The 14,344-nt window shown below is 71.5% G+C and carries 12 protein-coding genes; 5 read left to right on the top strand and 7 right to left on the bottom strand.

Annotation, left to right across the window (positions count from 1 at the left end):
- Nucleotides 1-33 precede the first annotated feature (33 nt).
- Nucleotides 34-447, bottom strand: a complete 414-nt coding sequence (locus ABIA35_RS24465) for a winged helix-turn-helix transcriptional regulator (protein ID WP_370342871.1) — start codon at nucleotides 445-447, stop codon at nucleotides 34-36.
- Nucleotides 448-674: 227 nt separating this feature from the next.
- On the opposite strand from ABIA35_RS24465, the gene ABIA35_RS24460 reads away from it, so the two are divergent.
- From ABIA35_RS24460 to ABIA35_RS24450, 3 genes are all read left to right on the top strand, one after another.
- Entirely contained in the window at nucleotides 675-1,589 is a 915-nt protein-coding gene (locus tag ABIA35_RS24460) for an NmrA family NAD(P)-binding protein (protein WP_370359454.1), read from the top strand.
- Nucleotides 1,590-1,792: 203 nt separating this feature from the next.
- Nucleotides 1,793-3,094 carry a radical SAM protein gene (locus ABIA35_RS24455; RefSeq protein ID WP_370342867.1) on the top strand — a complete coding sequence of 434 codons (1,302 nt, stop codon included), beginning with the start codon at nucleotides 1,793-1,795 and terminating at the stop codon, nucleotides 3,092-3,094.
- Nucleotides 3,095-3,303: 209 nt separating this feature from the next.
- Nucleotides 3,304-5,028, top strand: coding sequence for a penicillin-binding transpeptidase domain-containing protein (locus tag ABIA35_RS24450; protein ID WP_370359453.1), 1,725 nt, complete (start codon nucleotides 3,304-3,306; stop codon nucleotides 5,026-5,028).
- A gap of 81 nt (nucleotides 5,029-5,109) precedes the next feature.
- Here the strand turns inward: ABIA35_RS24450 and ABIA35_RS24445 are convergent, their stop codons facing one another.
- Both ABIA35_RS24445 and ABIA35_RS24440 read right to left on the bottom strand, forming a co-directional pair.
- On the bottom strand, nucleotides 5,110-5,490 hold the full coding sequence (locus ABIA35_RS24445) for a hypothetical protein (protein WP_370359452.1): 381 nt from the start codon (nucleotides 5,488-5,490) through the stop codon (nucleotides 5,110-5,112).
- Nucleotides 5,487-5,936 (bottom strand): MarR family winged helix-turn-helix transcriptional regulator, encoded by a 450-nt coding sequence (locus ABIA35_RS24440; protein WP_370342862.1) that lies wholly within the window; start codon nucleotides 5,934-5,936, stop codon nucleotides 5,487-5,489. The genes ABIA35_RS24445 and ABIA35_RS24440 overlap by 4 nt, the downstream gene beginning before the upstream one ends.
- Nucleotides 5,937-6,096: 160 nt before the next feature.
- Between ABIA35_RS24440 and ABIA35_RS24435 the strand changes: the two genes are divergently transcribed.
- The gene (locus ABIA35_RS24435; RefSeq protein WP_370359451.1) at nucleotides 6,097-6,885 is read left to right on the top strand and encodes an alpha/beta fold hydrolase; all 789 of its coding nucleotides are present in this window, start codon (nucleotides 6,097-6,099) and stop codon (nucleotides 6,883-6,885) included.
- Nucleotides 6,886-6,928: 43 nt separating this feature from the next.
- On the opposite strand, the gene ABIA35_RS24430 is transcribed toward ABIA35_RS24435, so the two are convergent.
- From ABIA35_RS24430 to ABIA35_RS24420, 3 genes are read right to left on the bottom strand one after another with little or no spacing between them, the layout of a single operon-like run.
- Nucleotides 6,929-7,921: an acetylxylan esterase gene (locus ABIA35_RS24430; protein WP_370359450.1), complete on the bottom strand. Its 993-nt coding sequence runs from the start codon at nucleotides 7,919-7,921 to the stop codon at nucleotides 6,929-6,931.
- Nucleotides 7,922-7,929: 8 nt separating this feature from the next.
- Nucleotides 7,930-10,284 (bottom strand): sensor histidine kinase, encoded by a 2,355-nt coding sequence (locus ABIA35_RS24425; RefSeq protein ID WP_370359449.1) that lies wholly within the window; start codon nucleotides 10,282-10,284, stop codon nucleotides 7,930-7,932.
- A complete protein-coding gene (locus ABIA35_RS24420; protein ID WP_370359448.1) occupies nucleotides 10,281-11,579 on the bottom strand; it encodes a hypothetical protein in 1,299 nt (432 codons plus the stop codon). The genes ABIA35_RS24425 and ABIA35_RS24420 overlap by 4 nt, the downstream gene beginning before the upstream one ends.
- Nucleotides 11,580-11,623: 44 nt before the next feature.
- Here ABIA35_RS24420 and ABIA35_RS24415 point away from each other — a divergent pair, with 44 nt between their 5' ends.
- Nucleotides 11,624-12,334 carry a response regulator gene (locus ABIA35_RS24415; RefSeq protein ID WP_370359447.1) on the top strand — a complete coding sequence of 237 codons (711 nt, stop codon included), beginning with the start codon at nucleotides 11,624-11,626 and terminating at the stop codon, nucleotides 12,332-12,334.
- Nucleotides 12,335-12,495: 161 nt separating this feature from the next.
- Here the strand turns inward: ABIA35_RS24415 and ABIA35_RS24410 are convergent, their stop codons facing one another.
- On the bottom strand, nucleotides 12,496-14,328 hold the full coding sequence (locus ABIA35_RS24410; RefSeq protein WP_370359446.1) for a CHRD domain-containing protein: 1,833 nt from the start codon (nucleotides 14,326-14,328) through the stop codon (nucleotides 12,496-12,498).
- Nucleotides 14,329-14,344: the final 16 nt, after the last annotated feature.

Genomic DNA, 14,344 nt, shown 5'->3' with positions numbered 1-14,344 from the left:
TATGGCCTGGTGGCAGGGGATATGCCCGGCCGGCTACAGCTCTCCGGGGTGGTCCAGGTCGAACCGCAGCCGCGCCACCGCGACGGCTTCCTTGTGCCGCCGCGACCAGTCGGCCAGGTGGGCGACGGTCTGGGCGAAGCTCTCCCCCATCGGGGTGAGGCGGTAGTCGGTCTGCGGCGGGATCGTGGGGTAGACCGTGCGCTCGACCAGTCCGTCGCGGATCAGGCGCTTGGCCGTGACGGTCAGCATGCGCTGGGAGATGCCGGGGATGGCGGCCTTGAGCGCGCCGAAGCGGCGGACGCCCTTCGCGAGCTCCACGACCACCAGCACCGACCAGCGGTCGCCGAGGCGGTCCAGGACGTCGCGGATGCCGCAGTCGTCGTCGCCGCAGGGCCCGTGCTCGTCGGTCTCGATCGCGGGCAGGGCCCAGCTGTTCGTATCCGTCACGCCGGTGACGACGTCGCGGGGCGCGAAGCTATTCCGGGATGAGCTCCGGAATGAGACCTGGGATGCGACCTGAGTCACATGGGCGACCGGCCCCGGCGGCCGGGCCTGGACGGTTACCGCCGTGTGCCCCGGTGCTTCGAAAGTGCCTTCTTCTGCGGCCGGCGCGGCCGGCGGAGTCTGGTTGTCGTCCACTTCGGAGACCATCAGCACTCTTATGGAGGTTTGTGATGATTCTCGTGACCGGGGTATCCGGCAGCCTCGGCAGCCTGATCCTGGCGGGCCTGTCAGGCCTCGATGATGTGAAGGCGGTCGCCGGCACCCGTTCCGGAGACGGCGCCGCCGCACGCCGCGTCGACTTCGACGACCCGGCTTCGCTGCCGGCCGCGTTCGACGGCGTGGACGTCCTGCTGGTGGTGTCGGCCGGGTACGCCGAGGACGACGTCGTCCTGGCCCGCCACGGCGCGGTGGCCGACGCGGCGGCGGCCGCCGGTGTCAGGCATCTGATCTACACGAGCCTGGCGGCCTCCGGCGAGTCGATGACCATCGCCGTGCCGCACCGCTGGAGCGAGGACCGCTTCGCCGCCGGGCCGTTCACCACGACCATGCTGCGCAACGGCCTGTACACCGAGGTGCCCGTCGGGCTCGCGGCGGCCGGGGTCGCGCAGGCCGCGGCGACCGGGGAGTTCGCAGCGCCGTTCGGGCAGGGCCGGCTGTCGGTGGTGGCCAAGCAGGACCTGGCCGACGCCGCGGTGCGGGTGGCCGCCGAATCGGACCGCGACCTGGCCGCCGGCCGGGCGAGCCGGCACGCCGGCCGCGTGTACGAGCTCGAAGGGGACACGGCGGTCGGCGGCGAGGACCTCGCACGGATCCTCGCCGAGGTGCTCGGCCGGCCGGTCGCCTACCGTGCCGCCTCCCTCGCCGAGACGCGGGCCGCGCTGGAGGGCAGCGGACCGGAGCCGTACCAGATCGGGCACGCGCTGTCGCTGTTCTCGAACGTCATCGCGGGCCGCGCCGAGGCCGCGGGTTCGGATCTGCCGGCGTTGCTGGAGTCGGCGCCGCGACCGGTCCGGGACGCCATCACCGAAGCTGTCATCGGAGCTGTCACCGATGCCACCACCGAAGCCGCCGCGCAATCACGCTGACCCGCGCCCGCGGTGCTTGAGCAAGCTCAGTGCACTGCCGACAGGCGATCCACACGGAATGTGCACAACTGCTGTTCCCAGCCCTGCACAAGCCGTCGCGACTCATGCCCGCATCGCCAGCTGAGCCCCCCACTCCCGGTGCCGGCTTGTAACCCATGAGATATTCAAGACCTTATCCGGAATAGGCGGAAGCGAGGTCCAGAATGGACGCTGTCACAGCGGACGGGGCGACGACACGCGAGCTGGAACGCATGATGGGGGAGTTCCCGGATCTCCCGGTCGAGGCCATTATCAAGCAGGACATCCTGCGGCAGGGCCTGGCCTTCAGCCCTGACGCGCTCAGGGTGGCCAGCGGTTACAAACCCAAGGACTACTTCATCTTCACCTTCGACCTGGTGCCGGTGGCGGAGATGGCCCAACACGCGCAGTTCCGGGCGCCGGAGGAGATCCGGATGACCGGCGGCCCCTATGACCTGCGGCGGACCGTGGTCTCCACGCGGGTCGCGCCGGACAGCCCCTATGTGGTCGGACTGCACGAGGGCAAGCTCGGGCTGAGCTGCGAGGGGGTGTTCCTGGCCGACCTGGAGTTCCCGCCGATCCCGGGCTACTACGAGCACACCCTGTCCTCGGGCAAGAAGATCAGCGAGATCGCGCCGGCCATCGAGTGGGGCTACCTGGTGTACCTCACTGTCTACCGGCTGTGCCAGTACTGGGGCCGGGACGAGGAGTGCCGCTTCTGCGACCTGAACGAGAACTTCCGGCAGCAGCGGGCCAACGGCCGGGAGTACACGGCGGTCAAGGAGATCGACGACATCGTCGAGGCGATGTCGCTGATCAACCAGTACGACACCGTCACCAAGGCCTACACGGTCACCGGCGGCTCGATCACCAAGAAGCTGGACGGCATGCGCGAGGGCGAGTTCTACGCGCGCTTCGCCGAGGCCATCGAGTCCCGCTTCGCCGGCCGCTGGATCCCCAAGGCCGTGGTCCAGGCGCTGCCGCTGGACGAGGTGAAGATGCTCTTCGAGTCCGGCTACCGCGTCTACCACCCGAACTACGAGGTGTGGGACGCCGAGATGTTCAACTGGATCTGCCCGGGCAAGGACCGCTACGTCGGCCGCGACGAGTGGGTCAAGCGCATCCTGGACTCCGCCGACGTCTTCGGCGCCACCAACGTCATCCCGAACTTCGTCGGCGGCGTGGAGATGGCCGAGCCGCACGGCTTCACCGACGTCGACAAGGCGATCGCCTCCACGACCGAGGGCCTGGACTTCTTCATGAGCCACGGCGTGATGCCGCGGTTCACCACCTGGTGCCCGGAGCCGACCAGCAACCTGGGCCGGCAGAAGGGCCCGTCGCTGGAGTACTTCGTGAAGCTGCTCCTGGCCTGGCGCGACACGTTCGAGAAGTACGCGCTGCCGGTCCCGCCCGGCTACGGCCGGCCCGGCGCCGGGAACGCCGAATTCTCGGTGTCCGCCTTCATGGACGTCATCCGCACGAGTTGAGGTACCCGGGTCCGGTCGCGGGCGGCCCATCCGCCGCCGGACCCTTCCAGGCTTGACAAGTCGAACAAAGAAACGCCCCTGGATCGGATCGGAAAGCCCCGACAGTGTAATTTGGCCGCTACCGCCTTCGGGCGGGCAAGCCGATGCAACTGGGGAGTGGACGTATGACGGGGCGGCGAATCACGGCGGTACGGATGACGGCATGCGGCATGACAGCCGCGGCCCTGCTGACCACCAGCGGCTGCGGGCTGTTCGGCAGCAGCGGCAAGTCCAAGTCGTCGTCCGGCGCCCAGGGCGGCGCGGCCGCGACCACCAGTTCCTCGCCGCAGGCCTCCCCGCAGAGCGTGGCCCAGGCTTTCCTGACCGCGTGGGGAACGAGCGACTTCAACGGAGCCGCCGCACTCACCGACGACGCCAAGGACGCCTCGGCCCGGCTGTCGGCCGTGATGGGCTCGCTGACCCCGAAGACGCTGACGCTGACCCTGGGATCGCAGGAGAACGCCTCGTCGGGGACGGACGCGGGCTCCCCGACGTCCACGGCGTCCGGCTCCACGGCACCGGCGACGGGCGGCTCGACCGCTTCCTCCTCCGGCGCCGCGACGCTGGCCAAGTTCGGCTTCAAGGTCGCCGCCGACTTCGGCAACAACCTGGTCTGGACCTACGACTCGAGCATGGACCTGGTCGCCGGCCCCTCGGGCGCGCCGGTGGTGCACTGGTCCTCGGCGGTCATCAACCCGCAGCTCGGCGGGACCGACCTGCTGAAGGCGGTGCCGCCGAAGCAGACGGTGACCGACTCCAAGGGCACCACGATCGACACCTCGAAGCACCCGACGCTGTCCGGGGCCGTCAACGCGCTGTCCACCCACGTCCCGGCGGGCACCACGCCCACGCAGCTGACCGTGGAGTTCGTCGACCCCAAGTCCGGCGCCCAGGACCCGCACTCGGGGGTCTTCCCGCTCGGCACGAACTCCGGATCCACGGTGTCGGTCAAGACCACGATCGACCCGAACGTGCAGTCCGCGATCGAGAACGCGCTGAAGGCCTACCCGAACTCCGGCATGGTCGCGATCCAGCCCGACACCGGCTACATCCTGGGCATGGCCAGCAACGACACGGGCTTCCCCTCGCTGGCGTACAAGGCCGCCCGCGCCCCGGGCTCCACGTTCAAGGTGATCACCACGGCGCTGGCGCTCCAGCAGGGCCTGCAGACCAGCCAGCCGGTGAACTGCAGCCCCAACGCCACGGTCGAGGGCCAGGTCATCAACAACGACTCGAGCCTTCGCAACGGGATCCAGAACGCGCACCTGATCGACGCCTTCGAGCAGTCCTGCAACACCGCGTTCGTGCACCTGGCCCTGGACGGCAAACTCGGCAGCGACTACAGCGCGCTGTCGACCGAGGCCAAGAACTACTTCGGCATGGACCAGAAGTGGGACCTGGGCCTGGGCCCGGCCACCTACGGCACCGGCGGCGACCAGCAGGTCCCGCCGGCCGACGGCCAGGGCCTGTTCGCCCGCGACGCCTTCGGCCAGGGCAACATCACGATGTCCCCGCTGACCATGGCCTCGGTCGCGGCCACGGTGGCGAACGGCTCCTTCAAGCAGCCGATCCTGGTGCCCGGCACCCCGCAGATCAGCGCCACCGCGCTGCCGGCGAACGTGGACAGCCAGCTCACGACCCTGATGAAGGGCGTCATCTACTCCGGCGAGGGCACCGCCTACGGCAAGTTCCCCGGCACCTCCGACCTGGCCGGCAAGACCGGCTCCGCGGAGTCCGGCGACACCCCGAAGACCGGCAAGACCGACAGCTGGATGATCGTCTTCGACAAGAAGGACGACATCGCCTTCGGCGCGCTGGTGCTCAACGGCGGCTTCGGCATCGACGCGGCCGCGCCGGCGATCGACAAGGCGCTGAACACCCTCGGTTACCGCTGAGGCCGGTATGCGGGTTCTGATCCGCTAAGCAGTCCCGGTCCCGCCGTCGATGGACCTCATCGGCGGCGGGACTTTTGTCTGCTACGGGAAGGGTTCCCGGTCCGGTTCGACCCAGCCGGTGCGCGCCGGCGCCGAGGCCAGCAGCGCCGACGAGTAGAAGCGGGACAGCAATCGCTTGTCCAGCAAGGCCGGGTTCGCGTCGGCGAACGCTGGGAAGTCCTCACCCGGGCGCTCGGCGGCGTGGTGGCCGACCGCTTCCACCCACGCGCGGCTGACGGTCGCGTGGTACTTCTGCGGCGCCCCGGCGTAGCGGGCCGTCTGGCGTATCCCGTCGCTGACCACGGCGATCGCCTCCTCGGTGCCGTGGCGCCGCACCGCGAGCCAGGTCAGGTGGACGTGCTGCCGGTGCCCGAAGTGCTGGTTCCCGGCGGTGACCTCGGCGAACAGGGCCTGGAAGCTCATCGCGAGGCCTCCGTCAGCGCGCGCAGCACCTCGTGGAACGCCGCGACCTTCTCAGGGCCCAGATCCCCCAGCGCGCGCCGCTCCAGATCGGTGATGGTGCCCAGCACGGCCTCGGCGGTCGTGCGGCCCGAGGGGGTCAGCTCGATCAGCACCGAGCGGCGGTCGCCGGCCAGGGTGCCGCGGGTGATGTGGCCGCGGCGCTCCAGGCGGTCCAGGACGCCGGTCAGGGTGGTCGGCTTGCTGCCGATAGCGGCGCCGAGTTCGGAGACGGTGCGGCCGCGGCCGTCGGCGAGGTTGGCCAGGGCGTTGGTCTCCGACGGGGTGAGGTCCAGGTCGACCAGTTCGGTCGCCAGCGTCTGCAGGGTCGCGTGGGTGGCGCGCTGGAGGGCGAGGAGAGCCGAGGGTGCCGGTGGTACGGATTCGGTCTTCACGGATTCGGTCTTCACGGAAATGGATAATACTGTTCCGTAACATCTATCGCCACCCGGTTCCCTTCGCTGAGCGTCCGGCTCAGATACTTGCTCTGTGCGTTGAGCGCAGCAGTGATATGAAACAGGGGTTCGATTCGCCCTGGCCGGGCGAGGGGCGGGGAACCGGGAGGGCGCGATGGCGCTGATCGAGACGAATGACGGCTACACCCTGTGGTACGAGGCGTCCGGGCCGCACGACGCCGCCGGGATCGTGTTCCCGGTGCGGCACCGGGGCGAGTTCGCGGCGCTGGGGGCGGCGCTGGCCGAGACGTACCGGGTGGTGCGCTACAAGCCGCGGCGGGTCGTCGGGGAGACCGAGGACGAGCCCGGCGCCGGTGCCGGCGGCGCGTGGCAGGGTCCTGACTTCACCGAGTACCCGACCCGCATGGAGGTCGCGGACCTGCACGCGGTCGCCGACGCGGCCGGGCTGGACGGCTTCGTCCTGGCCGGCTACTCCGGGATGGCCGCGCTGGCCGGCTTCCTGGCCCCGCTCAGCGACCGCACCCGCGGGCTGCTGGTCGGCGGCTTCCCGCTGCTGGCGGACTTCGACTACTGGCTCGGCTTCGAGGAGGGCGCCCGCGCCGCGCTGGTCCAGGCCGGCCTGCCGGACCAGGCCGGAGACCACCACCTGGGCCGCCTGATGTTCCGCCAGTGGGCCGCGCGCGACGACCGGGCCGCGCTGGCCGCCCTGCCGGGCCCGAAGATCCTCTGGTACGGCAGCCAGGACTGCGAACCGGAGTGCCGCATGTCCCACCACGCCGGCGGCGCCGCCATCGCCCGCCACGACCACGCCGACGAACCCCGGCTGCGCGACCTCGGGTTCGAGGTGATCGAACTGGCCGGGCACGACCATATCGGGGCACTGGCACAGGTCGACGTGGTGATGCCGCAGCTGCGGGAGGCTTTGGCCGGGAGTTCGTGGTGACGGCGGCCTCGGGCCGCATTCCTGAGCGGCCGGGCCGGCACGCCTACTCGGCGAAGAACTCCCTCATCGCGCGGTCCAGCCCCCGCATCTCCTGCTCGAACTCGGGATAGTCCATGAAGTGCCCCGCGGTCGCGACCCGCGCGTCCACCGGGCCGGCCAGCGAGTTCACCACCGCGAACTGGCCGGGCGGCGGCACCGAAGGGTCGAACAGCGCGGGCACGGCCTGGACCGGGATCCGCACGTGGCGCGCGGCGGTCGCGGCGTCGAAGTAGGCCAGCACCTCAAGCACCCGAGGATCCTGAAGGTAACGCTCGCGCACGGCCGCGCCGCTGCCGACGCACTCCAGCGTCACGCGCAGCGGGTGGTTGCCGAAGGTGGGGACCACCAGATGCGCCGCCGTGAACCGCTCGTCCCACGGCAGCGCCAGCGCCCCGGTCCCGCCGCCGAAGCTGACGCCGCTGTAGTCCAGCCGCCGCGCGGCGCCCGGGAACAGCTCGGTCAGGGCGGTCGCCGCGCACCAGATGTCCGCGACGCAGCCCCCGATGATGGAGGCGTCGCGGGATTCGACACCGTGCAGCACGTGCCCGGCCGCCTCCGACGGAACGCCGGGCAGCAGGGTCTTGGTCGGCAGTCCCCGCGCCACGAAGTAGATCCCGGCCGCGCGTGGCGCGGGCAGCCGCGGGTCCGGCGCGTCACGGCCGCCGTAGCCGTGGCCCACGACGAACCCGCGCTCGACGGCCCCGTCGGCCGGAGCCACCACCCACCCGCCGATCCGCACGCCGTCCAGCGAGGTGAAGGAGACCTCGAAGACGTCCAGCCCGTCGGCGGTGGCCCCGGTCCTGGCTCCGAGCCGTGGTTCGACCGGAGTCGCCAGCGCGCGCCGGTACAAGCCCTGCCAGAACTCGGCGAAGTCCTCCGGCGCGTTGTCGGGCGCGCCGACCCGCAGCAGACCGTCGAGGTCCAGACCGTAGGCCGGGTCGAACGGGAACGGATGGTGTGAGACGCCGGTGCTGCGGGACAGCCGGTTGATCTTCATACCTCATGCTATGGGCACGGTACCCAGCCCATGACCGTCGTCCCGGACTCCGGGACCGACGTGATCCGCACCTCTCCCCCGGCCGCGGCGATCCGGTCGGCCATGTTCACCAGGCCGCCGGGTTCCTGCTCGTAGGCGGCGTCCACGTCGAAGCCGGGACCGGAATCCGTGACGGCGAAAGCCAATCGGCGCTCGGTTCGACCTCCGGTTCCGGCTCCGGGCCTCCCCCCCGATCCATCTCCGGGGCCATCTGCCGGGCCATCTCCCTGGCCATCTCCCGGGCTGATGCCGGGTTGGACGCTGAGCGAGACCACGACCTCGGTTCCGGGGCAGTGCTTGGCGGCGTTCTGCATCGCCTCGGAGCAGCAGTAGTACACGGCGGCCTCGATGGAGCGTTCGAACCTCAGGGCGGCCACGAACTCGGGGAACTCGAACCGGGTCGTGCAGTCGAGGTTCTCGGCCCGTTCGCGCAGCGCGGCGACCAGGCCCTCCTGCCCGAGGGTGCGCGGGTCCAGGCCGCGCATCGTCCGGTGCAGCCCGGCCAGCGCGGCCTCGGTCTGCGCGACCGCGCGGCCGGCTGCGGCGCGCACGGCTTCGGGATCGGCCTCACCGCCGCGCCGGGCGGCGTGCGCGAGCAGGCCCAGGGCCAGGCGGACGGCGGTGAGCTCGGGCTGCGCGCCGTCGTGCAGATCGCGTTCCAGTTCGCGGCGTTCGCCGTCCTGTGCGGCGACGATGCGCCGGCGCGAGGCGCGCACCCGGACCGACAGCGCCTCGATGCGGCGCAGCCGGTGTTCGAGGTCGATGGTGAGCCGGGCGTTGTGGACGATGACGCCTGCGGCCGGAGCCACGTCGGCGAGGAGGCGGCGGCGGTCAGGGGCCAGCGAGCGGTGGGCGTCCGAGGGGATGCCGATCGCGCCGACGGCTTCGCCCTGGTACTCCAGCGGCGTCCACTGGTGGTCTCCGGACTCTGCGATGTCCTGAGGCCAGCCGTAGTGGACCCGCTCACGGTCGGAGACGGTGACCGCGATGGCCGCCGACGGCGCGGACAGTCCTTCGGCGACGGTCCGGGCCAAGGCGCGCAGTGTCTGATCAGCCGGACCGCTGAGCTGCGACATCGCCGATATCGCGGCCAGCACCTCGTAGGGTGGCGTCCGCCGCCCGTAGACCAGGCGGTCGGCCAGCTTCTGCAGGCCGATCCGCACCGGCTGCACGGCCAGCGCGAGCAGTCCCATCCCGACCAGCTGCGGCGGCGCGGTCCAGTCGTTCGACAGGCCGAACAGCGCGTCGACGCGCACGACGCCGAAGACCCAGCCCGCCCCGCTGAGGGCGACCAGGGACCCGTAGATCAGGGTTTTGTTGAAGACTCGCTCGGCGTCCCACAGCCGGAACCTCAGGACGCCGGCCAGCACCGCGATCGGCAGCGCCGTGAAGACCGCGCGGAAGATCCAGAACGCGGTGGTCCGGGAGGCGATGCCGGCCAGGCCCGGCGCGTCGACGAAGCGGGCCGCCGTCGCCGCGCCGGCCAGAACGGCGGCGACGCCGAAGGACAGTCCCAGCGCCCACAGCAGGACCCGGGACTGCTGGCGTTGTTCGGCGTCCACGGCGTGGGTCAGCCGCCATCGCTGCGCGGCGATCCCGGCGACGGGCGTCAGGACGCCGAAGAAGAGCACGAAGGTGACGGTGTGCGGGTAGTCGGCCGTCGAGACGGCCAGCAATGCCAGGGTGCCGGCGACGACAACCGCTGCCAGAGCCCTGATGGGCCGACTCCCCCGCCACGGCATCCGGCCGTCCGGAAAAATCAGCAGGGCCGCCACATAGGCCACTCCCCCGACGCCGTGCAGCAGCGCCGAGTGCCACCAGCCGATCCGGACGCCCCACGCGGATGCCATGGCCTCGATCGAGGCGTGCGCCTGGAGGTTGAACGCGCCGGAGGCCCCGACCATCCCGATCGCGAACAGCCGCACGGTCCGGTCGCGCCGGCCCAGCACCACCAGCAGCCCGGCCGTGACCAGGTTCACGGCGCTGAAGGTGTAGTCCAGGACGGTGCCGGCGAGCGACGTGCTGTGCCCGATCCCGGCGATCAGGCCACGGCCGACGGCCCTGTCGGTGCGGCCGTGCCGGCCGGCGGCGGCCGTGACAGCCCACTGATGCAGTGTCGAGTCGTGCGCCGCCACCGCGCACAGCAGGCCGACGGCGAGCCAGCCGAGGACGAACAGGATGTATGCCGTGGCCAGGAGGTACCAGGCGGTCTCGGCGAACAGCCGACGCGGTGCGGCCGAGGCGGGTGTCGCGGCCCTGGCGGGTTTCGCGGACGTCGCGGCCGAGGCAGGCGTCCCGGGTGTCACTGGCGTCGCGGGGCTCATTCCGGCTCCGTCGCGGGGACGTCGATCACGAGGTGGAGGCCGTCGGATTCGGTGGTGGCCGTCAGCGTGCCGTCCAGGGCCGCGATCCGGTCCCCGGCCGCTTCCAACACGGCCGTTGTGGCGACGTCGGCCATGTCAGAGGCCTGCGGATCTGTCAGCGTGACGCGCAACCGGTCCTGCACCGCCGTCACGGCTATCCGCAGCCGCTCATCGCCGTCCGGCCAGCCGCGCACCATGGTCGCGAGGCAGAAGTAGACGCAGGCCTCGATCCGCGCCGGGCACCGGGGCAGATCCTCGGCGTCCAGTGCTGTGGGACGCTCGACGGTCTCCAGCAGGTTGCCCAGGGCGGCCTGCAAACCGTGGTCGGCCAGAACCGACGGGTACACGCCGCGCACCACCCGGCGGAACCGGGTGATGACGGTCTCGGCCTCGGCGATCATCGACGGCAGCTCGTCCCGCATCCCGGCGATCTCCTCGTGCAGCCCCGCCATCCGCCCGATCAGCGTTTCCAGCGGATCGCAGACCTCTGACCGGATCTGCCGGCCGATCTGCTCGCGCGCCGCGTCGCGCGCGGCGACGACGCGGCGGCGGGATGCGCGCAGGATCTCGGCCTGCTCGGATTCGGCGCGGACCCGGTCGATCAGGCGCGCTTCGAGGTCGGCCGTGCGCAGCAGCAGGCCCGCGGCGTTGGCGACGTTGGAGGCCAGGAGCAGGTCGCGCGGCGTGAAGGGGCCGTCATCGAAGCCTGCGACGGTGAGGGCGCCGAGCAGTTCGCCGGCGTCGGTGACCGGCAGTACTTCGCGGTCCTGCGGCAGTGCGGCGAGATCGGCAACCCTGTCGGTCTCCCCAGCCCCGGCTGTCTGTGTGCTCTGCCAGCTCGACGCCCGCCGGAATCCGCCGCCCCGGTCGGCCAGCCACACCTCGGCCCGCCGGGCCCCGGTCCCGCGCGCCAGCAGCTCGGCCAGGCGGGGCAGCATCTGCTCCACCGGCTCCGCCGACGCCCCCGCTGCGAAGGACACCAGGGTCGTGTAGGGCCCCGCCGCCGAGGGCCGGAACCGCACGAAGACCGAGCGCACCGCCCCGCGCACCGCCGTCATCCCCGAGGCGCTGATCACCGCCGCGGCCACCCACAGCGCCAGGATCCAGGCGTCGTCGGCGTCGGGCCACAGCGCCACCCCGCCGGCGACGATTACTTCGTATACTGCGATGACGAAGACCGCGACCGCGGTCCACTCCGCCAGGCGCAGGGCCGCCGACCGCCGGTCCGGACCGGGCCGCGTCGTTCCGCCGGACATCACGCATCACCTGCTCGTGTTCTCATGGCGCCGAAGTGGTCCCCGTGCCACGCCATGAGAACACGACCACCCAGGGGGAGACCATGGCGATCCGGGTCGTCCTCGCCGAGGACAACTACCTCTTGCGGGCCGGGACGGCGGCGCTGCTCGACGCGCTGGACGGCGTGGAGCTGGTGGCGGCCGTCGGCGACGCGCAGGCACTGCTGGCGGCCGTCGCCGAGCACCGGCCGGACGTGGTGCTCACCGACATCCGCATGCCGCCGGAGAACGGCACCGACGGCCTGAAGGCCGCGGCCGTGATCCGCGCACGCTACCCCGGCACCGGCGTGGTCCTGCTGACCCAGTACGCCGATCCGCAGTACGCGTACGAACTCCTGCGCGACGGCGCCACCGGCGCGGGCTACCTGCTCAAGGAGCGCATCGGCGACGTCGCGGAACTGGAGCGCTCGCTCCAGCAGGTCGCCTCCGGCGGCTCGGCCCTGGACCCGGTCCTGGTCGAGGCGCTGGTCGACCGCAAACGCCGCGCCGACGACCGCTCGCCGCTGGCCGAGCTGACCAACCGCGAGCGGGAGGTGCTGGAGCAGATGGCGCAGGGCAAGAGCAACACCGCGATCGCCGAGGCGCTGTTCCTGACCGAGCGCGCGGTGCAGAAGCACATCAATGCCCTGTTCTCGAAACTGGGGCTGGGAGCGGACCAGGGGTTGGACCGGCGAGTGGCGGCGGTGCTGCAACTGCTGGACGCGCGGTCGGGCTGAGGCTGCTGGGGCTGTGGCCGCTGGGACTGGGGCTGCTGGGACTGAGGCTGGGGCTGGGGCTGGGGCTGCTGAAACCAAACCTGAGCCTTCTGAGGTTCCCCGGCGCACGCGCGGGCGGGACGCCGCAGAGATGCGGCGTCCCGGGCTTGCACAGGCGATCATCAGATGTTCCCGCACAGCAGCGGACGGAAGGCCGGGGTCGGCCGGCCGTTCGCCAGGATCGAGTTCATGTCGCCGAGGTGCACGTTCAGGTAAGCGGTCCCGGGCGCGGGCATGGCGGCGACGTCGTCGATGGTCTGCGTCTGGTGCACCACGTCGCCGCGCGAGTCGGCCCGCAGGTCCGTCAGCATGTACTGCACGCCGCCCTGGCTGGCGCAGCTGCCCAGGTGGATGTGCGCGGCGTGGGCGCCGGGGGTCAGGCCGGAGGCGTCCACGGTGACCGTCAGCCGGTGGGTGGCGGAGTCGAACACCAGCGTGGCGCTGCCGTTCAGCCGGGTGTCGGACTTCACGTCCACGCCCTGGAGCGGCATCGGGTCGTCTCCGGAGGGCCGCTGCGGCAGGGTCCGGCTCTGCGCGATCGGCTGCGCGGACAGCGCGTCGGATCCGGTGCCCAGCAGGATCTGGAAGCGGCTCCCGGACGGCAGGCGCGTGACGGCGCCGGCGGTCGTCACGGTCTGCTCGATCCGGCCGGCGGCGTCGGCGGTCAGCGGGGCGAGGGTGGCGACCGGCTTGGCGCGGCCGGGGACGACGACCTCGGCGGCGTGCTGCGAGCCCGGGGTGAATCCGAAGGCTGACACGTGCGCGGCCAGCATCCCGGAGCGGTCGGTACCGAGGGTGACCGAGCCCTGCGGCATCGGGTTCAGCGACAGGTGGCGCGTGGTCGTCGTCTTCTGCGGCGTGGCCAGCATGCCGTCGGTGTTGCCTTGGGCGTCGACGTAGAAGCCGACCAGCGTCCCGGCGTCGTTCACGCCGTTGACGGTGGTGCCGCCGGCGCCACTGGGGTCGTCGACGGTCAGATAGGCCTGCTTGGCGGTCCAGGTGAAGCCGTGGGTCTGCGCGGTGTCGCCGCTGCCGGTCTGGTACAGGCCCACGACCTCGCCCTTGTCGTTGGCGCCGAGCGCCTGCGTCATCGTCGCGCCGGGGAAGTTCAGCGGGGTCAGCTTGCCGGAGGCGGTGAGCAGGAAGCCGCTCTGGTTGCCGTTGGCACCGGTGTAGAAGCCGGCGACGTCGCCGCGAGCGTCGATGGCGGCGGCGGTCGTGCTGGTGGCGCCGGAGACGGCGACGGTGTGGAAGGTGTGGCGGTTGATGTCGTAGCGGAAGCCGTGGCTGTTTCCGGCGGCGTCGTTGTAGAAGCCCACTGCGATGTCGGAGTCGTTGACGCCGAGCAGCTGCTCCACCGGCGGGGAGGCGGTGCTGGAGGCCGGGAAGACGACCTGGTGGAACCGGCCGTCCAGGGCGTACCAGCCCTCGTTGTCGTTGACCTGGTTGGCGGTGTTCGCGTGCGAGAAGAAGCCGACGGTCACGCCGCGGTCGTTCAGCCCGGTCACCTGGGTCTGCACCGAGCCGGGGAAGTCCTCCTTGGCGAAGGAGGACGCGTTGCCGTGGACGGTGTAGCCCTGGTTCGGGTGGCCGGCGGCGCCGGAGCCGAAGTACCCGGCGATGACGCCCTGGCTGTTGATGCCGAGCAGCTGGTTGAAGGTCGGGTCGGCGGTGTCGTCGACGGTCTTGAAGGCGTAGGTGTCCGGCTGCACGAAGCCGGCGGCCTCGGCGATGACGGCCTGCCCGTCGGCGGCCGGGGTGCCGGCGCCGGTCGTGGTGGACGAGCCGGGCGTGGTACCGGTTTGGGCCGTGCCGTTCAGGCCGAGGCCGAGGACGGTGCCGGTGACGGCCAGGACGGCGAGAGCCGCCACGCCGACGCCCTTGGCCCTGGTGCTCGTGCTCGTGCTTGTGCTTGTACCGGTGTCGGTACCGGAGCTGGAGTTGGTGGCCCGCATGATGTTCCCCCTGGGA

It is taken from the genome of Catenulispora sp. MAP12-49 (assembly GCF_041262705.1).
GTDB lineage: Bacteria > Actinomycetota > Actinomycetes > Streptomycetales > Catenulisporaceae > Catenulispora.
This window is presented reverse-complemented; position numbering and strand designations above follow the sequence as displayed.